The sequence below is a fragment of the Pseudoalteromonas sp. L1 genome, assembly GCF_021728095.1.
Taxonomy (GTDB): Bacteria; Pseudomonadota; Gammaproteobacteria; order Enterobacterales; family Alteromonadaceae; genus Pseudoalteromonas.
In genome coordinates this window covers 116,247-140,132 of sequence record NZ_JAKKCT010000006.1, presented here as the reverse complement: position 1 = coordinate 140,132, position 23,886 = coordinate 116,247, and the positions used below count along the sequence as shown (strand labels likewise).

The window sequence follows — 23,886 nt, the reverse complement described above, 5'->3', positions numbered from 1 at the left end:
ATAAAAATATATTTTTATAACAATTGAGAGAAGATATTGGTTAACTATCGCGTCTCGGTTCGCATTTAAAATTGCCTGAGTTATAATCCGCCAATTCTTTAAACGGTACGCTAAGCGTGCCGTTTTTTAACTTAAGTAGTTTTTATGAGTGAATGTGTGGATAAATACGCAGATATAAGACCTTACAATGATGATGAAGTTGCAGATTCAGTGGCACGTTTAATTGCTGATAATGCCTTTGTGGATGTTATCGCTAAGTATAATCTACCACGCTTTTTATCTTATTTTCCGTTTATAACACGCCCATTAGTACGTCAGCAGTTAAGAAAAAAGTGGGGTAAAACCAACTCAGTTGAACAAGTTCAGCATGAAGTTGCTGATTATCTGAATAAGCTAATTACTCGTACTACATCGGAAGTCACATTTTCAGGTATCGATAAACTTGATCCGAAGCAAGCTTATCTATTTATCTCTAATCACCGTGACATTGTTCTTGACCCTGCTCTGGTTAACTGGGGCTTGTTTAAGCACAACATGCCGACTGTTCGCATCGCAATTGGTGATAACCTGCTGCAAATTCCATATATTACTGAGTTAATGCGCTTAAATAAGAGTTTTATCGTTAAACGCTCGGCAAAAGCACCAAAAGAAATGTTAAAAGCGCTATCGCAACTTTCTGCTTATATTTATGATTCACTGGCTGAAGGCCACTCTATTTGGATAGCGCAAAAAGAAGGTCGTGCGAAGGATGGTTTTGACCAAACGGATCCTGCACTACTTAAAATGTTGCAATTACAAGGTCGTAAACAGAAAAAAGAATTTGCAGATTATGTGCGTGAGCTAAAAATAGTACCTGTTTCTATTTCTTATCAGTATGAACCATGTGCAATTGCAAAAGCAAAAGAGCTATATCATAAGCAACAACATGGCCAGTATGTGAAGCAGCAAGGTGAAGATATAGCCAGCATTGTTGAAGGTTTCAGTACCGCTAAAGGGCATGTTCACTTAGCGTTTGGCCAGCCAATCGAATCAGGTTGTGAATCACCAGAGGAATTAGCAAAAACCATTGATCAGCAAATTGTTGATTCGTTTTTCTTACATCCAGGTAATTATATTGCTGGTGGCTGTAAACAAGCAGTAATAGATAAACAAGACGCTGAAGCATTTGATACGCGTTTAAGCCAAGTTCCTGAAGAATTAAAGCCTTTGGTCTTGGCTATGTATGCAAAGCCATTTCACCGTAAAGCGGAGCTTGCAACGAGCGAATCTTAATCAGAGTAAGGTATTTTAAAAGCTACTTTTTAAGTGGCTTTTTTTATGACTAAATTTCAGGCTATACTTTCAGTACCTTTAATTTACTGGCAAATTGTGATGCAACAAATTGAAATATTTGAAATCCCAAGCCCTTGCAAAGGAATTTGTCAGGTTAATAACCGTGGTTACTGTAAAGGGTGTTATCGTAGCCGTGATGAGCGATTTCATTGGAATAACTTCAGTAATGCGGAAAAAAGAAAAGTCATTATTTTATGTCAGCAACGTTATAAACGCTTCCTTCAGAAAAAACTCAATGCCGCTGCACACACACAATCTAGCCCTGAGCAAGGTGGTTTCGATTTTTAGAAGTCGGTAAGGTTATATTTGTTTTTTAAAAATCGCACTGTGCCTTGCTCATCTAACTTCTTTAATGCTGCTGTCAGCTTTGGGATTAATGCCGCGTGGCGCTTATGTACAAAGTGAAAGCTTTGCATGGGCATTAATATCTCTTTATGAAATGGACTCTGATCAAAGTTAGGGTGTTTCGTTGATAGCAAAAAGTCGAGTAAGAGGGTTCCTTCAACGCGTTTTTGCGTCAGTAAATTTAGCTGAGCAGTGATATTTCTAACAGTGATAACATCGCCATGAAATGGGTGTTTATCTAAAAAACTTTGTGCAGCAGGATAGCTGGACTGGATTGCTAATGACTTTAGGTCGCTATAACGACACGTTTGACAGTTTTTTAGTAGCAGTAAATTAAAGTTGAACAATGGGAAATCAACTTTTAAGAGGTTAGGGTAGTCTTGTGTTACGTCAGCAATGCGGCCCAATTGCCCATCAAGAATTCCCTCGTTTGCAGCAGCCAAGGAACTTTGGTGATTAAAATCAATAATGTGCAACTCGTAACCAATCTCTTTATAAGCCGTACGAAGTAAATCTATGACATAACGTGCTTGCGGTGTATCAGCAGGGCGGTTGAATATTAACAAACTAGCGTGAGTAGAGTAAGAAACGCAAAGTAAAACAAATGCAAAAAAATAAATGATAAACTTTGGCATTGTGCTTTCCTTGCGAGCATAAATTCGTCGTTAATTTACTTTCATGTGTGTTTAAAATCAAGGTTGGCACGTCGTTAATATGCTAATTTTTTCTTTATTTTGTTATACTGCGAAAATTGTCACTTTATTCCTGAGATAGCATGAGTTTTAATTTATGTAATTTGCCAAGAGAGCAAAAGTACCAAATTCAACTAGATTATGAAGCGTCTTTTTGGGCTTACCAGATTAAGCGTGGTAAAAACACGCGAGAAGGCGTGTACACAAGCATAAATAGTAGACCCATGTCTGAACAAGCATTTTTAAAGCAGCAATTTGAGCATTACCTGTCATTAATGAGTTAGTAATGCCCAAGCTAACGTTTTGCTTGCTCGATCCTATAAAAACACCGCTAGTAAATAAGTTTTATAATAAACACGGTGCGCGTGGTAGAGCGACGAAAGCTGACCAAGTGTGGGTTGCTTACCATGAGATAAACATTGTTGGCGCCTGTCGTGTACAAAATCAACATGGCTATTTATTTTTATCAACGTTATATGTTGATGCCCAGTGGCGTGGTAAAAATGTAGCGTCTCAGTTACTTAAGGCTCTACTCGCCGAACAAAAAGGGAACGTTTTTACTTTTGCTTATCAAAATCTAATTGATTTCTATCTACAAAATGGGTTTAACTATACATTAACATTACCCTGTTCTTTGCAATCGTTGTTTGAGGTGTATGCGCATCGAGGTATTGTCTCAATGCAGTTTACATGTGACGCCGTGCCAAGTAAGTAATTTGGAACGTTAATGACTAAGTTTTTATCCAGAATTATCTTCTGTACTATTCTAATAGCCTGTTTATCTAGTCAAATCAGCTTTGCACAGGTCAAACGTTTATCAACAAGTGAAGGCTTATCGCAAAGTTATGTCAACACCATGCTCATCGATAACAGCGGTTACCTATGGCTTTCAACTGAGGGCGGACTTAACCGTTATGATGGTTATGAAGTTGTTAACATTAAAGGCCCCAACGGTGAGCTTGAAGACGCAATTATCGATCGTATTTATCAAGACCCACAAGGGTATATCTGGATAGCCTCAATACAAGCAGGGTTATTTCGTTATGACCCTAGCGAAGATTCATATGAGCAATTTATCCCGAAACCGACTACCGAAGAGCAAATATTCATTGAATCGGTATTCAGCATGGTTGCGGTAGATGATAAAACGCTTTGGCTAGGGCGAGGTCAGGATTTTGCAAAGCTTGACTTAGAAACCAAGCAAGTAACCTCATTATTTGAAATACCAGAGCGAATAAAAAGCAGTGTCATTCGCGAGCTATACCCTTATAAAGGGTATATTTTTATGGGCACAAGTAACGGAGCATATGTATATCAAATCGCTTCGGGAAAAGTGAGAAAACTTGAGCATTTGCAAGATAAGCCAGCCCACATATATCAAAACTATGTAAAGTCTTTCGCTGTCGTCAATGACCAAACCTTATTAGTGGGTGCTGTTAAAGGCTTGTATAAGGTCGATATTAGCCAGCTTGATAAGATGTTTACAACACCTGATATTGCCTTTAATAATGAGCTGTTAGTACGTGATTTAAATATCTGGAAAATCATTCAACAAGAATCAAAAGTGACCTTAGGAACAGATAAGGGGCTATTTGATTATACCCTAGCAACGAGAGAGCTGATAAAAAATACCCGCTTGAAAGAGAGCGGCTATACACTTGCAGATACTAGTATTATTGATGTCGTTAAAGACAGATCTGGCGGTATGTGGCTGGCAACTAAAAATGATGGGGCATTTTACTTGTCCTACGATAACTATAACTTCATTAATGTTGTTGCTAGCTCAATTAAAGGCGATGGATTATCACATCACTCTATTTGGGGGCTGACTGAGTATCAAGGCCGCCTTTGGCTTGCCACTCATAATGGGTTAACTGCCGTCGATTTAGATACCTATGAAAGTGAAGTATATCTAAAAAACTATCAAGTTGATCTGATCACAACAGAATTTAGCGTTTATCAAATCATGCCTTACAAAGGTAAACTGTGGTTGCACACTAATCGTGGTATTTTTAGCTTTGATCCGACAACAGGACAAGCTAATCCAGTCAAAACAGCAGATCCTGAACAGCAAGTTCTAATTAATGATTGGGTGCATGGTGTATTATTGATGCCAACGGGGGATTTACTTTATGTCCATCCAGATTATGGCATGTTTGCATATAATATTGATAACCAAAAAGTGACCCGTTTAGGTGGCAAATTTGATGAGTTTGAACCTTTTTTGGCCTATGGGTTTCTGCCTGCCTTATCAAGTAAACCGGATGCACCTCTTTTTTATAATGCGGGAATTTTGTATCAAGTAGACCCGCAGACTTTTGACTTAACAACAATTTATACTGTTCCTGAGCAACATGAAAACGTCGCTGTTAATGTTATGTCCTACATTATCGATAACAACAATGTATTGTGGTTATCTTTATCTAATTTCGGCTTAATAGGTCTTGATGCAACGACTTATGAGCATATCTACACAATCGATTTAGAAAAAAATAAACTCGGCACTTTGCTTTATGACATGGTGTTAGATGAAGCAGGTATGATTTGGATGAGTTCCCACAAAGGCTTGTGGCGTTTGAACCCCGAAAACTTACATTTCCAACAATTTACAGGGGCTGAAGGGTTACTTTCAACAGAGTTTAATAGTGGGGCATTCACACAACTAGAATCAGGGCAAATAGTCTATGGTACGCTGAAAGGGTTTACTTATTTTTACCCAATGGATAACCACTATCAACAAGCTTTAATTGATCATGTCAATATTACGAACCTTGATCTCATGTCTCGTGATTTACCAGCAGAGCTCAAGCAACCCATTGATAGCGTTGTGCTTGAACACGACGATATCGGCCTTGAAGTGGCCTTTTCAGCGATGGCATTTAACTACCAAGAGCGAATTATTTACGAGTATCAATTAGGGGATGGCCAAAAAACTTATACTCGCAACAATAATCGCGTTCTTTTTCCTAAATTAAGTGCTGGCAAATATCATTTAAAAGTTTGGGCAAAAGACCCTTTGACAGGTGAGCTAACGCCACCTGCGATTTTGAACATAGAAGTTAAATACCCCCTTTGGCGAGCCCCTCATTTTATTTTCTTATATATATTGCTGATTGCTCTACTGGTCGCAACGTGGGCTTACAGACGAAATCGTACGCAACAAATACTCCTTGCTGCCCACAAAGAGAGTAAAGAAAGTGAAGCCCGTCTTAAGCTTGCATTAGAAGGAAGCCACTCAGGGATGTGGGATTGGTCATCAAAAAGCCTCATTATCTATCAACCAAGGCTTAAGAATGAGCTTGGCTATGATGTTGATGGGGTCAACTTGGATGATTACCTAGCCAAGATACATCCTCACGATAAACAAACATTTCGCCTTGAATGGTTAGAGTTTTTATCAACTGAAAAAGGTTACTTTAATTGTACTTATCGGCTACGTCATGCGGATGGTCAATGGCGTTGGTATAAAGATTTCGGTAAGGTCGTTGAATGGCATGGGAATGTTCCTGAGAAAGTAGCTGGAACTTATACGAATATGACCCGTGAGCTTGTCTTTGAGGAAAACGCACGCTTGTTTGGTGCAGCCTTTGAACAAACGCGTGATTGGGTCTTTATTTTAGATAAAAATTTACGTATTCGAGCTACTAATAAATCATTTCAAGATGCCTTTGCTTTCCCTGCGGATCCTCGTTCAAGCCGCTCTCTAACATTAGGCTTATCTATATCTGCACGTATTCATTACTTAAGGATCATGCAAAAACTGCAATCAGGTGAACATTTTTCTGCAGAGGATGTTGTTGCGGTTGCCAGTGGCGAAAAGCGTCAAGTGCTCATTAAGATAAGTGCAGTCGCTGGCAGTAATCGTCAATTAGATTGCTATGTGATTATTGTAACCGATATTAGTGCACAAAAGCTGGCTGAGAATGAGCTTCATCTTCTGGCCAATTATGACACCTTAACTGGCTTGCCTAACAAAACCTTATTTAGTGATCGTGTTAATCACGCCATTGAGCAAGCAGATTATCATCGTACAAAAGTGGCTTTATTGAATGTAGATATAAAGCGTTTTAAAAATTTTAATGATTCGCTAGGACATGAAGAATCTGACGAGCTTATAAAGCGGGTTGCAAAACGTTTAAAGCAGGTACTACGTCCACAAGATAGTCTTGCTCGGTTTGACGGCAATGAGTTTATGATTCTTGCAGAGGACTTTAAGCGTATAGATGAGATACTTGCATTGTGCGCAAGTGTGATGGAGAGTGTTGAAAGCCACATTGAGCTTAGCTTGCAAGCCGTTAAAGTTAATTTGAGTGTTGGCGTTGCAATTTACCCTGATGATGCTAACAACACCAAAGCATTGCTCAAAGCTGCAAATGTAGCGCTATACCATGCGAAAGGACATGTTGAAGGGAGCTATCAGTTTTATAAGCAGGAGATGAACTTGCAAGTTCAACGCACCTTGCATTTAGAATCTCAATTAAGCAAAGCATATCAAGAGCATGAGTTTTGTAATTATTATCAGCCAATTATTAGTGCAAAAACGCAGCAAGTTGCAGGTCTTGAAGTATTACTACGTTGGCCTAGTAATGATAATTACCAACCAGAAGATTTTGCAAACGCCGCTGAAAGCTCGGGCTTAATCACAAAAATTATGCTGCAAACTTTATCTCGAGCACTGATCGAGCTTCGTCAGTGGCGCATAACACACCCTGAGTTATATGTTTCAATTAACCTATCGGCGCTTGATTTTGAAAGTACTCATCTTGTTGAGAATATTCATCAGGCACTGGATACATCAGAAATTCCGCCAAGTGCTGTGGTTTTTGAGATCACAGAGTCCGTGATGATGCATGATTCAAATAAAGCGCAGCAGAGTATGGAAAAACTTAAAGCGTTAGGCTGTCGAATTTATATCGATGATTTTGGAACTGGCTACGCGTCACTCACCTATTTAAAACGCTTTCCTGTCGATGTGTTGAAAATAGATAAGAGCTTTGTACATGATATTGGTATTGATAAAGATGATGAAGCGATTATTAATTCGACACTAACCCTTGCTCGCAGTTTAGGGAAGGAATGTGTCGCTGAGGGTGTCGAAAATAAGACACAACTTCACTTTTTACGCCAATTAGGGTGCGAATATTTTCAAGGTTATTTATTTAGTAAGCCTGTACCTGGCGACTCGGTTAGCCCATTATTAAACGCCCATTGGGAAGATGAGTTTACTGAATAAAAACCCTAATGCGCGATTAAAATGCTAGTCTTGGCGTTTTCCGCAGTGGCGGCAATAAAGGCTACGGTTACGGTTTTTTAATTCATTATGAATCGCTTTATTCGCTTCTTGCTGACTTAGCCCGAGTTTATAGCGCAAGTTCTCTAAGTGCTCTTGCTCAACGGGGGTCAGGTGGCCGTCCTCAATCGCTTCGTGGACGGCATCAGTAAATAGTTGTCTTCGTTTACGTAATTGCTCAGAGAAGCTTGACGCGAGTAAACCTGTCGGAATTGCGACCATGCCCATACTCACTAAGGTGATTGCACCACCAAAGAGCCGCCCGAGTGGAGTTATTGGCACAACGTCGCCATAACCAACCGTTGTCAGTGTAACCATTGCCCACCACATTGCTGCAGGTATGGAGCCAAATTTATCAGGTTGTACATCATGCTCTATTAAGTAAATACCGCATGAGGCAATGATTAATACCACTGCCATGATAAAAAATGCTGCGAGTAAGGAGCTGCTTTCTTCACGAAATGAATTAAGAAGCAGTTGCATGGCACGTGAGTAACGCGTGAGTTTAAAAATACGCATTAGCCTCAGAACACGTAAGAAGCGTAAATCAACACTCACAAATACCATTAACAGAGTGGGCAAAATAGCAATCAGATCAATTAAGGCTAATGGGGTAAATAAGTACTTTATGCGAATTTTAGAGTTCGTTAAGGGGCTTTCTTTATGCACGCTCTTATCCACGCAAGACCAAAGCCTTAATATGTATTCTAAGGTGAAAATGGCGACCGATACCAACTCTAACGTTAAAAACTCCTGATGATATTGCTTTGCCAAAGGACCAACCGACTCTAATACAATAGCAATAACATTGATCATGATAAGTGACATCAAGAACACATCGAGTGCTCGACCTACTCTGCGGTATTTACCATTCCCTTCAAAAACACGGGCAGTATAATTTCTTAAACGATGCACAATAATGATCCGTTTTTTAGTTTAACTGTAGCACCATATTAATGCTGCCTTCTTCAAAGTCGCGAGTGATTTTAAAACCAAGTTTACGGGCAAGCTCTATCATGCCTGTATTTTCCGGTAATGTTATACCAGCAATTTGTTTAACTCCTTGGTTTTTGCAGTGCTCAATGGCAGCATTCATTAATATGCTGCCGAGCCCCAAACCTTGGCAGTCTGAGCGTACCACAATCGCGAATTCTGCCTCTTGTTTGTCAGGGTCCATTAATACCCGAGAAACGCCAAGGGTGCACGCTGAACCATTTTGTTCTTGGCTCACAATAAACGCCATTTCTCGGTCATAATCAATTTGCGTCATTTTTGCGAGTTGATCGTGATTAAATTGAGGCAGCTCACCAAAAAAGCGCTTGTATCTATCCTCTTTAGTTAAAGATTGATCAAACTCTAAATGTGCTTGTTCATCTTCTGGCTTTATTGGCCGCAATTGCGCTTGGGTATTGTTTTTAAGCGTTACATCTTTTACCAATTCAATAGGGTAAGGGCGAATACATAGACGTTTACGGTTTGCCTTGGCTTTATAACGACTGAGTCCTATGGTGGCATCAAGCACTAAAAACTGACCATTACTAGCTAAAATAGGGTTAAGCTCAACACTGGTTATATCAGGCTGGTCGATTACTAACTGAGAAATTCGTGTTAGTAGAGCGCATAAACGGTATTTATCGACTTTTTCAGGGAGTACTCTATCTTTTAGTACGCCTTTATCGTGGGCCGCAGCAATTAAGTATTTTGCCAGATTCATATTCAAAGGAGGGAGCGCTACAGCAGCTTGCCCAAACTCAAGCCCAGTGCCTGCTTCACCCAGCAAAATAACGGGGCCAAAGTTGGGTTCTGTTTTAATTGCAATGCGCAGTTCATTGGCGCCAGCCCGCGGTGCCATTTTTTGTAGCGAAAACCCTTCAATATGAGCATCAGGGTAGGTGTTTTTGATACGAAGTAGCATCGCAAAGGCAGTTTGTTCGACTTCTTGCGCATCATTTAGGTTAAGTACCACACCGCCTACTTCTGATTTTGATGGAATGCTCGGGCTAATTAACTTTAATGCCACAGGAAAGCCAAGTTCGATAGCTTGCTCTTTTGCTTCCGTTGGCGTGTAAGCAACCTCAGTTTGAATACAGTCAATGCCATAGTGAGTGAGAATTTGACTTGCTTCGTGGGTTGATAAATAGCTTTGTTCTTCCGCTAAAAACTCATTGACTACAGCGCGCGCAGCTTCTTTATTTATTTTTGCATCATCGGTATTTGATTCAGGCGTTTGTGTTAAGTGCTTTTGATTTCGGCGATAACTGACTAGATGCATAAACGCACCAACCGCCCCTTCAGGGGTACGGTATGTTGGGATCGCATTGTTAGCACAGACTTTGCGTGCTGCATACGCGGCGTCTTCACCCATAAAGTTAGTCATGACATAAGGGCGTGCCATTTTTGGGATTTTTTGTAAGGTTTCGACAATGATCTCTGCGTAATCCTCACTCGGTGCAAGCGCGGACGGAGTGTGAATAATGAGTAAGTTTTTAACCTCTTTTGCTTGCAGTAAGATTTCGAGTGCTTGTTGATAACGCCTCGGAGCAGAGTCACCAAAAATATCCACTGGGTTTGAGGTCATCTCTGATTGTGGGATCACTCTATTTAGTGCTGAGCGTGTTTCATCACTTAGCTCCGCGAGTTTACCAGAGCTTTGCAATAACGTGTCCACAGCCATGACCCCAGGGCCCCCCCCATTTGTTAAAATAGTGAGCTGTTCAACTTTTAGAAGTTTAGGGTGCATTGCTAGAGTTTGTGTTGCAGCAAATAGCTCTCTAAGGTCATTTACCCTTAGCATACCTGCGCGTTGAAAAAGTGCGTCGTACACTGCATCTGAGCTTTGTTTACCCCCAGTGTGAATCTCGGCAGCAAGTGCCCCTGCACTGGTTTTTCCGGTTTTAATCGCAATGACAGGTTTGCTGAATGCGGCTGCCCGTGCTGCGGAAATAAAGCTGCGGATATCTTCAATGTTATCAATGTATAAAAGAATAGCTTTGGTTTTGGCATCTCGACCTAAAAAGTCGAGTAGCTCATCAAAATTGATATCAATGCAGTCACCTACAGAGACAAAATACGAGAAGCCAATTTCTTTATTTTTAGCCCAATCAAGAATTGTGGAGCAAACTGCGGCTGATTGAGAAACAAAGGCAAGTTTTCCAGGACTTGCAACCGTGTGCGAAAAGCTCGCATTTAAGCCAATGTGAGGAATTAACAACCCCAAACAGTTAGGCCCAAGTAACGACACATTTGCTGCCTGTGCAGCGTCTTTTAAATGCTGCTTTTGATCAGGGTTGAGGCCAGCTGCGATGATGACAGCATGTTTACAGCCAAGCTCACCTAATTCTTTGATTATGTCTATTAACGTGTTTTTATTAGTACAAATAACGGCAAGGTCTGGCACTTTGGGTAAGCTGGCGATACTCGGGTAAGCGAGCACACCATGCACTGCGCTGTGATTTAAACTTACCGGCATAATTGGGCCTTTGAATCCGCCCTGTAGCAAATTACGCATAACCACAAAACCAGCACGATTAGGTGAGTTTGACGCGCCAATGACAGCGACTGAAGATGGATTAAAAAATTGGCTAATACGTTTAACGCTCATGCTATTTCCTTCGCTTGCGCTTAGTTGTAAACATTTCAGGGTCTGTTAAGTTTATATACATAAGATAACCCTTTTATATAAGATAACCTGTTTACTGCGACTTTTCGAGTCAAAAACAGTGACCTACATCAAGGAGATAAGCATGAATAAAGCGCAGCCGTTTAATGTCATAATTGCCGCGATTGCATTAACGATTGGTTTATTGGGGCTGGGCTTTATTTTAAAAAGTGCTGCGCTTGATGTAAAAGCCATGGAGCGTACTGTACAAGTTAAAGGCTTGGCTGAAATGGAAGTTGCCGCAGACACCGTTATTTGGCCGTTACAGTTTTCTGATGCCGATAATAACCTTGAAAAGTTAGTCGGGCGTGTTGAAAATAAAAACGATGCGGTCGTTGCGTTTTTGAAGTTAAATGGCTTTAGCGATGAAGAAATTAGCACGGGCAGCCAGTCAATAATTGACAAGCAAGCACGCGAATATGGTGGAGAAAATCAGCAATTTCGTTATATCGCTCGTTCCAATGTTATCGTCTATTCTAATGATATTGAAAAAGTTCAGCACGCACTTGGTCAAGTTAATCAGTTGGCAAAGCAAGGAATTGCTATAGTGCAAGACAATTACGAAACACGCATTCAATACTTATTTAATGGGCTTAATGAGATAAAGCCTGCCATGGTTCAGCAAGCGACAGAAAAAGCCCGCGAAGTGGCGATGAAATTTGCTAAAGACTCACAGTCTAAACTTGGTAAAATCAAAACAGCTCGTCAAGGTCAGTTTTCGATTTCAGATAGGGATTCTAATACACCACAGCTTAAAAAGGTGCGAGTCGTTACCAGCGTTGAATATTACTTATCTGACTAAGCCAAGTACTACAGAGAAAGGTAGCCGCATGCGAGTACAGACAATAACCGTGCGGCTAAGTGCGCCAAGCACAAAGCCGCCACTAAATGCCACCGCCACACCCATTAAGCCAAACTGATCTTTTAAAAGTACTGCCATCAATACCGTGACACTGGTTGCGCCAAGTAATACGTATAAGTTGATAAGCGGGTTACCTTTTAACTTAATCATACTACTGGCTAAGATTCTTGCAGGTAATAATAGCTGCCCTAGCAATAACAGTATTAAAATCCAAAACCCTTCTTGTAATTGGCTTTCACCATATAAATGCAGAAGGGGCTTTGCGAGCAAGGCAAGTAGTAAGATAGCGGCAAAGTTAAAACGCCACACCACTTTCATTAGCTCGCCAAGTTGCTGTTCGGTATTCTCATCAGCCATTAAAATAGGTTTTAAATATTGGTTCGCTGCATTACCTAAAATAGTCAGTAATCCAGCAATAACAACCGCGGGAAAGAAAATGCTTACACCTTGTGCACCAAACCAGTGATGCACCAGCAACACGTCAAGTTTTGCCACTAACACAGTTCCTGCACCACTTGCGAGCATGATTAAAGAGTCTTTACACCATTGCTTGGTTTGGTAGCGAGCAGCGCTTGCGACAATCATTTTTTTGATTAACCAGTATTGATAACTCACTACACACAAGATGCTACAGAACAACAAGATACAAATCTCGACTAAAGATAAATCACCACGTATCAAGTACACAAAAAAGCAAAACCCAGCCGTTAACAATTCAAAAATACATTGCTGCGTTATCAAGCCAATTTTAGGTTTGTTTAAAGCCACTAAAAAAGCCGATTGGCTTTGCATAATGGCGCCAATCGGCACCAGTAACAGTAAATAAACGACATGTTCTTTGGCACTTTGGTGAGGGGAAATAGCCTGAAAGCTAATGACTACTGCAGCTACAAGAATCACACCGAATAAACAAGATGCAGCCAAGTAAACATGTTTTAAGCCACGTAGTAAATCATGTTGTTGGGCTTTATAAAGTGGATAGCTTATTCGCATTAATGACGACGCAAACCCCATGCTTGCAGGCAATAAGAGTATTTCACAAAGCGCGAGTAATGCGGCGAAAGTACCAAATTCATCATCGCTTAATAACCTCGCAAGGCACAAGGTGAGAATAATACGACTAGCATGATTCAGAGCAGTAAAACTACTGAGCGAGAGAAATCCTTTGACGACATCCTTGTTCATTGAGCTATTAATTTAATGTATGGAGTAACTGGGTCGTTGACACTTGTAAATACGTAGCACAAAGCAACACTTTGCTGTCGGTAATATTTGGTATATCTCTATTGTAAAATTGCTTAAGCTTATTAACTAGGGCTGTGGTGGTTGTTTGGTTGTGGTTCTGATCTACTTCCATCATTGCCAGTAAAGCAGAAAACTCATGTTTTGCTGGCATCTGTGTGTTGTTATTACAAGCAATGTAACATCCTATCGGGGTTAACCCTTGTTGGTTTTGCGCTTTTAGTGCGACAGCTAAGCTTTCATTGCTTTCAAATAACATCAAAGAGCGTAAGTAATTAAAGGGGAGTTTATTTGCTTGGCAATGGCTAAACAGGTGATGTAATAGGTTGTTACCCTGTTGATCTGTAATATTAAAAGCGTTTTGAAATTTGAGCCCTGGCGTGAAAAAACTGAGTTTGTCGATATCATCAATAAAGCCGACAGCTTCGTTAGGAAGTGGGCTTGCTTCGAGCAAATGTGCAGCGACATTTTGTAAAAATAGGTATTTTACTTCGCTGCTATTTGCTAATTGATATAGGTGTTGTAACTGCGCTGCTTGCAATACGCTCGACAAACCTTGGTAATCAGTGAGTAATTCTTTTAACTGATGATGTTGGAGTCGGCTGTTAAGTTGTTCAATAGCGCTTAGCATGAAGTCTCTCAATTATTATTCTTTGGGGTAGGTATAGCTATTTATAGCGTGTTTATCAGTAATAAAAAAGGCCGCAAAGCGGCCTTTTAATCAATTATGCTATTAAGCGGCTTGTTTTTTAGCAACCCACTGATCAACAAATTGCTCTAGAACGTTAAGTGGTACAGCACCATTTTTAAGTACAACATCATGGAACTCACGAATATCGAACTTTTCACCAAGTTTTTCTTTTGCTGCTTCACGCAACTCTAAAATCTTTAGCATACCCACTTTGTAAGCGGTTGCTTGAGAAGGCATTACGATGTGACGCTCAACCATTTTAACGGCATCAGAGGTCGCATTTGGCGTATTATTAACGTAATAATCGATGCCTTCTTGACGTGTCCACTTCATTGCATGGATACCCGTATCTACAACTAAGCGACAAGCTCGCCATAACTCCATAGAAAGGCGTCCAAAATCAGAGTATGGGTCTTCGTATAAGCCCATTTCTTTTGGTACTAGCTCAGAGTACAAACCCCAGCCTTCAATGTAGGCTGTGTAGCCACCAAACTTGCGGAACTTAGGTACACCGTCAAGCTCTTGTGCGATGGCAATCTGCATGTGGTGACCTGGAATACCTTCATGATAAGCAAGTGCTTCCATTTGGTATGTTGGCATCGCTTCCATATCGTACAGGTTTGCGTAGTAAATACCTGGGCGTGAGCCGTCTGGTGCAGGTTGTTGGTAGAAGGCTTTACCCGCTGCTTTTTCACGGAATGCTTCAACAGCTTTCACTCTCAGACCTGCTTTAGGTTTAACAATGAATAACTCATCTAAGCGTGTCTTCATGTTATCGATAAGTGCTGTTGCTTCGTCAAGGTAACGTTGTTTACCTTCTGCTGTATTTGGGTAGTAGAACTGCTTATCTGTTTTCATGAATTGCATGAATGCTTGAAGGTCGCCTTCAAAGCCTACTTTATCTTTGATAGCGCGCATTTCATCATGAATACGTGCAACCTCAGCTAAGCCAATAGAGTGAATTTCTTTTGCTGTTAGCTCAGTGGTTGTTGTACGTGCTAATGCGTTGTTATAGAAGGTTTCACCATCAGGAAACTTCCATGCACCATCACGCTCATCGGCACGTTTTTCTAGCTGAGCTAAGAAGTTGATTAACTTAGTGTAAGAAGGCTTCACAGCTGCTTTTAGGGCTTTTTCAGCATCGCTGATTAGCGCTGATTTCTCACTGTCGGCAATATCCAGTGTTGCAACTTTACGTTTAAAGTCAGCAAGAAGCGTTGAGTCATCACCAGAATCAAATGGTGCGCCATGTAAAATGTTTTTACTTGAATCAACAACATGTGGGAACACAAATTTAGGTGCAATAATGCCCTTGTCTGCACGTACTTCAAGGTCTTTGATAAGTTGATCAATAACCGTTGTGACACCGTTTAAACGCGAGATATATGCTTTCGCATCAGAGACATCAGTAATTTGATGTTGGTTGATTAGAAAAGCAGGGATCATTGAGTGAACGCCAAACATTTGGTTTACAGGGTAGTTGTAATAACGCCATTTGAAATCAGCTATGTCATTTTCAAGATCTTGTTTTTTTAAGTCGTAACTAACTTTTGTGGCGTCATCAAGTAAGTCGCGGTTAATTGCATTCAGTGCGACTAGGTCTGCTTTTTTTTGTTCAAAGTCAGCTAAAGCACGCTCTTCGCTACCATCATCCCATTTGCCGTAATCTTTTTTAATACCCATATAGGTTTGAGATACAGGGCTGTTCATTATATCGCGATTAAAAGTGTCTTCGAAAAACGCATTGGCTTTATCTATTTCACTTTGTACAGGCTGGCTTTGTACACTTGGCGCTGATGTCGGTTGCTCTTGCATTTGTTGGCAACCGCCAAGTAATGCAACACTGACCGCAGCTGCGATGAAGGTTAGTTTACGCATTTTAGTTCCTTTGTCGTTGTTAGAAATTTAATTTTTGTTGTTAAACGAATAATTCTAGCAGGTCATTTAAATAACGATGGCCTTTTTGGCTCACCTGCCAAGTTTCTGTGTTATCTATTAGTAGCCCTTTTGCGATGGCTGTATTTAAGGCTCGCTGCAGACTTTGCTGCGATAAACCTGTAAGTGACGATAAGTCTTTTTTAGGGCATGACTCGACAAGGCGAAAGCGGTTCATAAAAAACTCAAACGCTAAATCGTCTTCCTCTACGCGCCATTGCTTATATAAATAAGGCTTTGCTAAGTCCATGTATCCGCGAGGATGCTTGACTTTTTCAGTGCGAGTGATAACCCCAGTTTTTATGTTGGTGACTTTACCATGCGCGCCACAACCAATACCGAGATAATCGCCAAATCGCCAATAATTTAAGTTATGCTGACATTGGTAGCCAGGTTTTGCATAGCCTGAAATTTCGTATTGCTCATAACCTGCTTCGGCTAGCAATGCTTGCCCTTGCTCTTGGATATCCCACAATATATCGTCTTGGGGTAACGTCGGTGGTTTCGAGGCAAATTGTGTATTGGGTTCTATGGTTAATTGGTACCAAGAAATATGTGGCGGATTTAATGCAATAACTTTTTTAAGGTCGCTCAGTGCATCCTCAAGAGATTGCCCTGGAAGCCCATGCATTAAATCTAGGTTGAAACTGTTTAATCCTGCTTGGTGAGCCTGTTCAGCCGCATAGTTTGCTTCATCGGCACCATGAATACGGCCAAGCGCTTTTAGCTTATCGTTTTGCATGCTTTGCACGCCAATCGAAATACGATTGATGCCAGCACCAACATACTCTTTAAAACGGCCTGTTTCGACAGTGCCAGGGTTTGCCTCAAGCGTGATTTCACAGTTATCGCTTAGGCCTATTAATCTGTCGACTTCGCTAAGTAGGCGAGTGTAAGCATCACCCGTTAATAAGCTCGGGGTGCCGCCGCCAATAAAAATGCTGTGGATTTTACGCCCTTGTACTAAATGCAGATCGGCTTTGAGATCATCAATTAGGTGCTGAACATACTCTTTTTCGGGGATCGTGCCTTTTTGGCCATGACTATTAAAATCACAGTAAGGGCACTTTTGCACGCACCAAGGTACGTGCACATATAAACTCAAAGGCGGTAAATTCACAGGCCGCCTTTTTGCTGCAATTGGGCAAGGAGTTGTTTAAGAGCTTGACCACGGTGACTCAGTGCATTCTTTTGCTCTTTAGTTAGTTGTGCGCTGGTGCACTGCTCAGAAGGCACATAAAACACCGGATCATAACCAAAACCACCTTGACCGTCTTGGCTTTGGGTGATTTCGCCTTCCCAGCTTGCACTACAAATAAGTGGCGTTGGGTCATCTGCATGGCGCATTAGTACCAATACACACCAAAAGCGTGCGCTACGTATAGGGTTATCAGCAAGTTCTTTTAATAGTTTGTCGATATTATCTTGATCGCTAGCACCTTCTTTGGCAAAACGTGCTGAGTAAACGCCAGGTGCACCATTTAGGCCGTCTACTTCAAGCCCCGAGTCATCGGCAATGGCTGGCATACCCGTGATCTTCGCCGCATGACGCGCTTTAATGATGGCGTTTTCAACAAATGTGGTGCCTGTTTCTGGCACGTCTGGTACTTGAAAATCGCTTTGTGGAACCACGTTAATATTAAGCGGGCTGAGCATGCTTGCCAGCTCTTTTACTTTGCCAGGGTTACCCGTGGCTAAAACCAAGGTGTTGTTCATATGAGAGTTAGTCTACGTAAAATTTTTGCTGAAACTTCAGTGTTTGTATTTGGCCGTTTTTATTGATTTCGATGTTAAAACGGTAAATCTCTTCGTTGCTGTAGTCGATTTGCGCTAAGTAATAAATCGCATCGCCTTCAATAACTTCTTTAAACTCAAGCTGTTTACTATTACCAAGTAAATTGCGAGCGGTGCCTGTTAAGGTCGCTGTTTGTGCTATTTTGTCGCTATTTTTTAATACCGAAATATTGATAACCCCTTTGCTCGGGCTACGGTCTAAATCGTAATTTTTGGCGATATTAGGCTGAATAAAGGTGGATGGAAAGGCAATATAGTGAACCTCCCAAGGGCCAAGCTTTTTAAATTGAGCGCCTGTTTGTTCATTCGCCTTAGCAAAGTTTAAAAATAAACTTAGGCAGAGGAAGGTAAAAAGAATAATTTGCTTCATGGAATATCTCACTTAACAAAAGAGGCCTAGCGGCCTCTTAATTCACAAATGGCGTTAGCCTATAAAATCCATTAACAGGATTTGTAAAAACTGCAAACCAATGATGAGTACCAGAATCGATAAGTCTAAGCCCCCTAATGGTGGAATAACTTTACGAATCGGACGCAGCATAGGTTCGGTTAGTTGATGGAAAACAGCTTCAATAGGATTATAGCCCTGACTTACCCAGCTTAGTAATGCACGGATAATTAAAACCCAAAATAACAGGTTTAAGCCTTCTTTTATCACCGTCATAAATGCCGAAACAAAGACAGGTGCTGCTGACCATCCGCCATAAAACATCAACATAATGACACTTATTTTTGCTACTGCCACTAAATAAGCAAGTAGTAAAGAAGCCATGTCAAAGCCACCAAACCCAGGGATGATTTTACGTAATGGGTTAACAGCAAATGAAGTGGCTTTTACCACAAACTGGCTCATAGGATTATAAAAGTCAGCTTTTGCCGCTTGTAACCAAAAGCGTAAAAGGACCACCATTAAAAAGAGATCAAAAATAATCTCAACTAAAAATTGCATGGCTTGCATAGTTTTACCTTCAAAAAAGTAAGCTTAAAGTTCTTTTTCCATTTCTTCTGCACGAGCAATACAGGCATCCATTGCATCTGCAACAGTACCTACAAGACCTTGGCCTTTTAGGTGCTCAACAGCTGCATGGGTTGTTCCGCCTTTTGATGTAACATTGGCACGTAGCTGAGAAATACTAATGCCTTGCTGCGAAAGCGCCATTTCGGCTGCGCCTAGCGCGGTTTGTTGTACTAAACGGCGTGCATCGTGATCGCTAAAACCAAGTGCTTTGGCTTTTTCTTCAATCGCTTCCATAAATAAGAAGAAGTAAGCTGGAGATGAACCTGTTACCGCAATGATATCATTGATTTGCGATTCGTTTTCTACCCACACAACAATACCTGTACATTCAAAAACTTGTTGTACAAATTCATGCTCTTGCACGGTTTCGCCAGCGCCATATAGACCAGACACACCACGACCAAGTAATGATGGTGTGTTAGGCATACAACGGACCATTTTAACGTCTTGACCTAGCATTTCACGAAGACGTTGTACGGTTAAACCAGCGGCCACAGAAATAAATAGTTTATCGCTGAAGTCTATGCCTGAATCTTGGAATGATTGGCATAAATCACCCATCATTTGTGGTTTAACAGACAATACAATCACATCTGCATCGCGAAGTGCCGCGTTGTTGTCCGCGGTTGTTTGCACCCCGAAATCAGCAGCAACCTTCGCTAATTTTTCTTGGTTGCGATTGGTTGCAATGATGTTTTTAGCTGCAAAACCGTTCTTTACCATGCCGCCAATAATGGCGTAGCTCATGTTACCCGTGCCTATAAATGCGATTTTTTTATCTGACATATGTCTGTTATCACCTTTTAATTTCGTTGGCCAAATATATCCGTGCCAATGCGTACCATAGTTGAACCTGCGGCAATCGCTGCTTCAACATCATTACTCATACCCATCGACAAGGTGTCTACTTGGGGATATTGGGCCTTTAGTTTATCAAAGCAAGCGCTTAATTGCTCAAAATATTGTAATTGTAGCTGGCTATCGTCGGTTTTTGCAGGGATAGCCATGACACCACGTAGACATAAATTGTCGCACTGACTAATAAATTCAGCCAACGTCATTAGCTCGTCTGGGTGGCAGCCTGACTTTGCCTCTTCTAAACTAATATTAACTTGAATTAATACGTTGAGTGGCGCTTTATCGGCTGGTCGTTGATCATTCAGACGTTTTGCTATTTTTGTTCGGTCAACACTTTGTACCCAATCAAAGTTAGCGGCGACAAGTGCGCTTTTATTTGATTGAATAGGGCCAATAAAATGCCAGACTATCTCGTTGTAGTCTTTCAGTGCAGCTACCTTTTCAACGGCCTCTTGTACATAGGACTCTCCAAATAGGCGCTGTCCATGTTGATAGGCTGAGATGATATCAGCGGTAGGCTTGGTTTTTGAAACAGCGAGTAAGCTAATCGTTTGCTCATCACGGTGATTATTTTTTGCCGCTTGAGTTATTCTTGCGTAGGCGGATGTAAGTCGTTCTGCTATTGTAACCATATAATTATCAGTTGGTTGTGGAGTCATAAATGGATATTACCGAATTATTGGCCTTTAGTGTGCAACATAAGGCCTCGGATTTACACTTATCATCGGGTGTATCACCTATGATACGCGTCGATGGCGATGTACGTCGTATTAATATTCCAGCATTAGAACAAAAAGATGTAAACAGTCTGGTTTACGATATTATGAACGATAATCAGCGTAAGGACTATGAGCAAAATCTCGAAGTGGATTTTTCTTTTGAAGTACCTAATCTTGCTCGTTTTCGTGTTAACGCGTTTAATTCAAACCGAGGACCCGCAGCTGTATTTCGTACAATCCCCAGTGATGTGTTAACACTTGATGATTTAGGTGCACCGGAAATATTTAAGACCATTGCTGATAACCCACGCGGTTTGGTTTTAGTCACTGGGCCAACAGGTTCAGGTAAATCAACCACCTTAGCAGCGATGGTTGATTACATTAATCAGACCAAGCACCATCATATTTTAACGATTGAAGATCCAATCGAATTTGTTCACGACAATAAGCTGAGCCTTATTAACCAACGCGAAGTTCATCGTGATACTCACAGCTTCTCTAATGCTTTACGTAGCGCGTTACGTGAAGATCCTGATGTTATTCTGGTGGGTGAGCTGCGAGATTTAGAAACGATTCGCTTAGCCATGACGGCTGCAGAAACAGGTCATTTAGTGTTCGGCACTTTGCATACCACATCTGCACCAAAGACTATTGACCGTATTATCGATGTATTCCCAGGTGAAGAAAAAGACATGGTGCGCTCAATGCTTTCAGAATCGTTGCGTGCCGTTATTTCGCAAACATTACTTAAAAAAGTAGGGGGTGGGCGAGTGGCAGCGCACGAGATTATGATAGGGATCCCTGCTATTCGAAATCTTATTCGTGAGGATAAAATTGCACAGATGTACTCATCGATTCAAACTGGCGCATCACATGGTATGCAAACGATGGATCAATGTTTAGGTAATTTAGTGAACTACGGCATTGTTACTACAGCAGATGCTAGAGCTAAAGCGCAAGATAAAACTCAGTTTGGTGGCTAACGGAGCACTTAATTATGACAATACCTTTAAATCGCTTTTTACAGGTGATGATCGACAAGAATGGTTCAGATTTATTTGTGTCCAGTGGCTTACCTGTTAGTGCCAAAATTAACGGTGAATTGCAGCCGCTGACCGACGATAAGTTATCTGATGAGCAGGCACTGGCTATGGTTGAGTCTGCGATGAACGAAAAGCAACGTAATGAGTTTCACGCAACAAAAGAGTGTAACTTTGCCATTGCAACAGAAGAAGGCCGGTTTCGTGTTTCTGCATTTTGGCAGCGAGACCAAGCGGGTATGGTTATTCGCCGAATTGTGACGCAAATTCCTGATGTAAACGATTTAGGATTACCGTCTATTCTTACCGATGTGATAATGGCAAAACGAGGCTTAGTGCTGTTTGTAGGGGGGACCGGTACCGGTAAGTCAACCTCGCTTGCTGCGCTTTTAGGTTATCGAAATCGTAATCAACGTGGACATATTCTTACTATTGAAGATCCTATCGAGTTTGTGCATGAGCACCAAAAAAGTATTATTACTCAACGCGAAGTAGGTCTTGATACTGAAAGCTTTGAGTCAGCGTTGAAAAGCTCATTACGCCAAGCACCTGATGTTATTTTAATTGGTGAAATTCGTTCACAAGAAACCATGGAATATGCCTTAAGCTTTGCTGAAACAGGGCATTTATGCGTCGCAACCCTGCACGCTAATAATGCCAACCAAGCCATTGACCGTATTATGCACTTAGTACCAAAAGAAAAACACGATAAGTTAAAATACGACTTAGCACTGAACCTACGCGCAATTGTTGCACAGCAACTGGTGCCAACAGCGGATGGGGAAGGCCGTGTGGCTGCTATCGAGATCTTGCTTAATTCTCCTATGGTCGCAGAACTTATAAAACGCGGTGACATTGGTTCAATTAAAGAAACTATGGCGAAATCAAAAGAAATGGGTATGCAGACTTTTGACCAAGCCTTGTTTGAGCTTTATAAACATCAGCGTATTAATTATGCCGATGCCTTGCATCATGCTGACTCGCCAAACGATTTACGCTTGATGATCAAGTTACAAAATAACGAGCAAAAAGGGGCAGGCTTTTTACAAGGGGTGACTATTGACGGCCTTGATGAAAAGGGTAATAGCTGATGTTGATGCGGATAAAAATAGCATGCGTTCTTTTTATTTTGAGTGCTTTTCCTACAAAAGCAAGCAACTTAAATGACATCGTTATTTTTATCCGTGACGATGTGTATGACGATTATAATCGCTTCTTAAATGGCCGTCAGCCCAGTGAAGTGAAAGACTTTACTGGGGCATATATCCGCCGTGATGTGGTGGATATGATTATCGCGCAGCAAGCTTTGATGTTGGGTGGCTTTACTAAGTCGTTTAGCTACCATACAGGGAATGTGAACTTTCGTAAGACTAAGTTACTTGAAGACGGTAAGTTACTGATTAGTTTTGATAGTGTGTGGTCCCTTGATGCTGAGCAGCTCGCTAAAGATGTTTATATTTCTGATGCGGTTATTCGTAAGGGGGAGTACTATGCTGGTGTATTTACTTCACCGTCTAATCATCGTGTATTAAAACTACAAAAACGTGAAGACTTCAAATCGTTGACTGCTGTATCTACACCTAAATGGCTAACAGACTGGCAAACCTTGTCTGCGCTGCCATTAAAAGAGCTGCTGAGAGAAGACGAGTGGTTGAGTCAAGTTCGTATGGTGTCTATGAAGTGGGTTGATTTTGTGATGATGCCACTGATGCCAAGCCTCAAAAATCAATATCATTTGGAGGACATTCGTTTAGTCGCGGTGCCAAATATAGTCTTACAGCTCAATGATAGCCGTCATTTTATTATTTCTAAGCATCACCCTGATGCAACCCAAGCGTATGCTGCGCTGCAAGCAGGGCTCAAGCAATTGCGTAAACAGGGGGCAATAGAAAAAGCCTACAAAGAGGCAGGCTTCATTCCTAACTTAAACGATTACACCGTGATTAACAGTACAGATTAATCACCGTAAAATTGTTCAAAAAAGCTCTCAAGAATAATCACAGCAGACATATTATCCACATTCCCTTTGCCTAAGTTGCGATAGCCACCTTGTTCAAATAAGCGTGCCTTAGCGTCTGCGGTGGTTAAGCGTTCATCCTGAGTTTCAACAGGAATAGCAAAATGATTATGTAGGCGGTTCGCAAATTTCTTCGCTTTGAACGTCACTTCTTGTGTGGTGCCATCCATATTGAGCGGCAAGCCAACAACCATAAGATCAGGTTGCCATTCATCCACTTGTTTTTTAATTTGCTGCCAATCAGGAATACCATCTTTAGCTTTGACTGCTTGTAGGCTTGACGCCGTACCTGTTAACTCTTGGCCAATGGCAATACCGATACTTTTGGTACCAAAGTCAAAGCCCATAACGGTTCGCTCGCCTACAGGCTTAAACGTTCTTTTTGTCATAATG

General features: G+C 41.2%; 22 protein-coding genes. 9 read left to right on the top strand and 13 right to left on the bottom strand.

Annotation, left to right across the window (positions count from 1 at the left end; genetic code table 11):
• Positions 1 to 144: 144 nt before the first annotated feature.
• Both L3V38_RS17405 and L3V38_RS17400 read left to right on the top strand, forming a co-directional pair.
• Positions 145 to 1,272 (top strand): 1-acyl-sn-glycerol-3-phosphate acyltransferase, encoded by a 1,128-nt coding sequence (locus L3V38_RS17405; protein ID WP_130150746.1) that lies wholly within the window; start codon positions 145 to 147, stop codon positions 1,270 to 1,272.
• Between the two features lie 99 nt (positions 1,273 to 1,371).
• Positions 1,372 to 1,620, top strand: coding sequence for a DUF1289 domain-containing protein (locus tag L3V38_RS17400; protein ID WP_130150844.1), 249 nt, complete (start codon positions 1,372 to 1,374; stop codon positions 1,618 to 1,620).
• On the opposite strand, the gene L3V38_RS17395 is transcribed toward L3V38_RS17400, so the two are convergent.
• Positions 1,617 to 2,312 (bottom strand): transporter substrate-binding domain-containing protein, encoded by a 696-nt coding sequence (locus L3V38_RS17395; protein ID WP_130150747.1) that lies wholly within the window; start codon positions 2,310 to 2,312, stop codon positions 1,617 to 1,619. The genes L3V38_RS17400 and L3V38_RS17395 overlap by 4 nt on opposite strands.
• 140 nt (positions 2,313 to 2,452) lie before the next feature.
• Here L3V38_RS17395 and L3V38_RS17390 point away from each other — a divergent pair, with 140 nt between their 5' ends.
• Genes L3V38_RS17390 through L3V38_RS17380 form a run of 3 tightly spaced genes read left to right on the top strand, consistent with a single transcriptional unit; the run spans position 2,453 to position 7,602 of the window.
• A complete protein-coding gene (locus L3V38_RS17390) occupies positions 2,453 to 2,653 on the top strand; it encodes a DUF3283 family protein (protein WP_130150748.1) in 201 nt (66 codons plus the stop codon).
• A 2-nt stretch (positions 2,654 to 2,655) separates the two neighbouring features.
• Positions 2,656 to 3,084: a GNAT family N-acetyltransferase gene (locus L3V38_RS17385; protein ID WP_130150749.1), complete on the top strand. Its 429-nt coding sequence runs from the start codon at positions 2,656 to 2,658 to the stop codon at positions 3,082 to 3,084.
• A 12-nt stretch (positions 3,085 to 3,096) separates the two neighbouring features.
• Positions 3,097 to 7,602 (top strand): EAL domain-containing protein, encoded by a 4,506-nt coding sequence (locus L3V38_RS17380; RefSeq protein WP_237120149.1) that lies wholly within the window; start codon positions 3,097 to 3,099, stop codon positions 7,600 to 7,602.
• A gap of 24 nt (positions 7,603 to 7,626) precedes the next feature.
• On the opposite strand, the gene L3V38_RS17375 is transcribed toward L3V38_RS17380, so the two are convergent.
• Complete coding sequence (locus L3V38_RS17375; RefSeq protein WP_237120168.1) at positions 7,627 to 8,577, bottom strand: ion transporter; 951 nt, start codon at positions 8,575 to 8,577, stop codon at positions 7,627 to 7,629.
• Positions 8,578 to 8,590: 13 nt separating this feature from the next.
• Positions 8,591 to 11,260, bottom strand: coding sequence for a bifunctional acetate--CoA ligase family protein/GNAT family N-acetyltransferase (locus tag L3V38_RS17370; protein WP_237120148.1), 2,670 nt, complete (start codon positions 11,258 to 11,260; stop codon positions 8,591 to 8,593).
• Positions 11,261 to 11,402: 142 nt separating this feature from the next.
• Between L3V38_RS17370 and L3V38_RS17365 the strand changes: the two genes are divergently transcribed.
• Complete coding sequence (locus L3V38_RS17365; RefSeq protein ID WP_237120147.1) at positions 11,403 to 12,119, top strand: SIMPL domain-containing protein; 717 nt, start codon at positions 11,403 to 11,405, stop codon at positions 12,117 to 12,119.
• Here the strand turns inward: L3V38_RS17365 and L3V38_RS17360 are convergent.
• The 9 genes from L3V38_RS17360 to L3V38_RS17320 all read right to left on the bottom strand — a co-directional run bounded on the left by L3V38_RS17360 (position 12,108) and on the right by L3V38_RS17320 (position 20,376).
• On the bottom strand, positions 12,108 to 13,364 hold the full coding sequence (locus L3V38_RS17360; RefSeq protein WP_237120146.1) for an oligosaccharide flippase family protein: 1,257 nt from the start codon (positions 13,362 to 13,364) through the stop codon (positions 12,108 to 12,110). The genes L3V38_RS17365 and L3V38_RS17360 overlap by 12 nt on opposite strands.
• Positions 13,365 to 13,371: 7 nt before the next feature.
• Positions 13,372 to 14,052, bottom strand: coding sequence for a hypothetical protein (locus L3V38_RS17355; RefSeq protein ID WP_237120145.1), 681 nt, complete (start codon positions 14,050 to 14,052; stop codon positions 13,372 to 13,374).
• Between the two features lie 102 nt (positions 14,053 to 14,154).
• Positions 14,155 to 15,990, bottom strand: a complete 1,836-nt coding sequence (locus tag L3V38_RS17350) for a DUF885 domain-containing protein (RefSeq protein ID WP_130150756.1) — start codon at positions 15,988 to 15,990, stop codon at positions 14,155 to 14,157.
• A 40-nt stretch (positions 15,991 to 16,030) separates the two neighbouring features.
• Positions 16,031 to 17,167: a radical SAM family heme chaperone HemW gene (gene hemW, locus L3V38_RS17345; RefSeq protein ID WP_237120144.1), complete on the bottom strand. Its 1,137-nt coding sequence runs from the start codon at positions 17,165 to 17,167 to the stop codon at positions 16,031 to 16,033.
• Positions 17,164 to 17,763 (bottom strand): XTP/dITP diphosphatase, encoded by a 600-nt coding sequence (locus L3V38_RS17340; protein WP_130150758.1) that lies wholly within the window; start codon positions 17,761 to 17,763, stop codon positions 17,164 to 17,166. Before L3V38_RS17340 ends, hemW begins: the two co-directional genes overlap by 4 nt.
• A gap of 7 nt (positions 17,764 to 17,770) precedes the next feature.
• Positions 17,771 to 18,211, bottom strand: coding sequence for a DUF4426 domain-containing protein (locus L3V38_RS17335; protein WP_237120143.1), 441 nt, complete (start codon positions 18,209 to 18,211; stop codon positions 17,771 to 17,773).
• Between the two features lie 54 nt (positions 18,212 to 18,265).
• Positions 18,266 to 18,799 carry a YggT family protein gene (locus L3V38_RS17330; RefSeq protein WP_062570114.1) on the bottom strand — a complete coding sequence of 178 codons (534 nt, stop codon included), beginning with the start codon at positions 18,797 to 18,799 and terminating at the stop codon, positions 18,266 to 18,268.
• Between the two features lie 24 nt (positions 18,800 to 18,823).
• Positions 18,824 to 19,645, bottom strand: coding sequence for a pyrroline-5-carboxylate reductase (proC, locus tag L3V38_RS17325; protein WP_237120142.1), 822 nt, complete (start codon positions 19,643 to 19,645; stop codon positions 18,824 to 18,826).
• Positions 19,646 to 19,662: 17 nt separating this feature from the next.
• Complete coding sequence (locus L3V38_RS17320; protein WP_237120141.1) at positions 19,663 to 20,376, bottom strand: YggS family pyridoxal phosphate-dependent enzyme; 714 nt, start codon at positions 20,374 to 20,376, stop codon at positions 19,663 to 19,665.
• Between the two features lie 2 nt (positions 20,377 to 20,378).
• On the opposite strand from L3V38_RS17320, the gene L3V38_RS17315 reads away from it, so the two are divergent.
• The 3 genes from L3V38_RS17315 to L3V38_RS17305 are packed head-to-tail and all read left to right on the top strand — an operon-like array spanning position 20,379 to position 23,436.
• Positions 20,379 to 21,419: a type IV pilus twitching motility protein PilT gene (locus L3V38_RS17315; protein WP_062570117.1), complete on the top strand. Its 1,041-nt coding sequence runs from the start codon at positions 20,379 to 20,381 to the stop codon at positions 21,417 to 21,419.
• A gap of 14 nt (positions 21,420 to 21,433) precedes the next feature.
• The gene (locus L3V38_RS17310) at positions 21,434 to 22,567 is read left to right on the top strand and encodes a PilT/PilU family type 4a pilus ATPase (RefSeq protein ID WP_062570118.1); all 1,134 of its coding nucleotides are present in this window, start codon (positions 21,434 to 21,436) and stop codon (positions 22,565 to 22,567) included.
• Positions 22,567 to 23,436 (top strand): hypothetical protein, encoded by an 870-nt coding sequence (locus L3V38_RS17305; protein WP_237120140.1) that lies wholly within the window; start codon positions 22,567 to 22,569, stop codon positions 23,434 to 23,436. The genes L3V38_RS17310 and L3V38_RS17305 overlap by 1 nt, the downstream gene beginning before the upstream one ends.
• On the opposite strand, the gene ruvX is transcribed toward L3V38_RS17305, so the two are convergent.
• Positions 23,433 to 23,882, bottom strand: a complete 450-nt coding sequence (gene ruvX / locus L3V38_RS17300; RefSeq protein WP_237120139.1) for a Holliday junction resolvase RuvX — start codon at positions 23,880 to 23,882, stop codon at positions 23,433 to 23,435. The two genes, L3V38_RS17305 and ruvX, sit on opposite strands and share 4 nt — an antisense overlap.
• Positions 23,883 to 23,886: the final 4 nt, after the last annotated feature.

Coding starts and splice junctions, on each gene's coding strand:
- L3V38_RS17390 (WP_130150748.1), top strand. CDS start 2,453: ATGAGTTTTAATTTATGTAATTTGCCAAGAGAGCAAAAGTACCAAATT.
- proC (WP_237120142.1), bottom strand. CDS start 19,645: ATGTCAGATAAAAAAATCGCATTTATAGGCACGGGTAACATGAGCTAC.
- L3V38_RS17320 (WP_237120141.1), bottom strand. CDS start 20,376: ATGACTCCACAACCAACTGATAATTATATGGTTACAATAGCAGAACGA.
- L3V38_RS17400 (WP_130150844.1), top strand. CDS start 1,372: ATGCAACAAATTGAAATATTTGAAATCCCAAGCCCTTGCAAAGGAATT.
- ruvX (WP_237120139.1), bottom strand. CDS start 23,882: ATGACAAAAAGAACGTTTAAGCCTGTAGGCGAGCGAACCGTTATGGGC.
- L3V38_RS17310 (WP_062570118.1), top strand. CDS start 21,434: ATGACAATACCTTTAAATCGCTTTTTACAGGTGATGATCGACAAGAAT.
- L3V38_RS17395 (WP_130150747.1), bottom strand. CDS start 2,312: ATGCCAAAGTTTATCATTTATTTTTTTGCATTTGTTTTACTTTGCGTT.
- L3V38_RS17370 (WP_237120148.1), bottom strand. CDS start 11,260: ATGAGCGTTAAACGTATTAGCCAATTTTTTAATCCATCTTCAGTCGCT.
- L3V38_RS17380 (WP_237120149.1), top strand. CDS start 3,097: ATGACTAAGTTTTTATCCAGAATTATCTTCTGTACTATTCTAATAGCC.
- L3V38_RS17405 (WP_130150746.1), top strand. CDS start 145: ATGAGTGAATGTGTGGATAAATACGCAGATATAAGACCTTACAATGAT.
- L3V38_RS17335 (WP_237120143.1), bottom strand. CDS start 18,211: ATGAAGCAAATTATTCTTTTTACCTTCCTCTGCCTAAGTTTATTTTTA.
- L3V38_RS17330 (WP_062570114.1), bottom strand. CDS start 18,799: ATGCAAGCCATGCAATTTTTAGTTGAGATTATTTTTGATCTCTTTTTA.
- L3V38_RS17350 (WP_130150756.1), bottom strand. CDS start 15,990: ATGCGTAAACTAACCTTCATCGCAGCTGCGGTCAGTGTTGCATTACTT.
- L3V38_RS17385 (WP_130150749.1), top strand. CDS start 2,656: ATGCCCAAGCTAACGTTTTGCTTGCTCGATCCTATAAAAACACCGCTA.
- L3V38_RS17315 (WP_062570117.1), top strand. CDS start 20,379: ATGGATATTACCGAATTATTGGCCTTTAGTGTGCAACATAAGGCCTCG.
- L3V38_RS17365 (WP_237120147.1), top strand. CDS start 11,403: ATGAATAAAGCGCAGCCGTTTAATGTCATAATTGCCGCGATTGCATTA.
- L3V38_RS17360 (WP_237120146.1), bottom strand. CDS start 13,364: ATGAACAAGGATGTCGTCAAAGGATTTCTCTCGCTCAGTAGTTTTACT.
- L3V38_RS17355 (WP_237120145.1), bottom strand. CDS start 14,052: ATGCTAAGCGCTATTGAACAACTTAACAGCCGACTCCAACATCATCAG.
- L3V38_RS17340 (WP_130150758.1), bottom strand. CDS start 17,763: ATGAACAACACCTTGGTTTTAGCCACGGGTAACCCTGGCAAAGTAAAA.
- L3V38_RS17305 (WP_237120140.1), top strand. CDS start 22,567: ATGTTGATGCGGATAAAAATAGCATGCGTTCTTTTTATTTTGAGTGCT.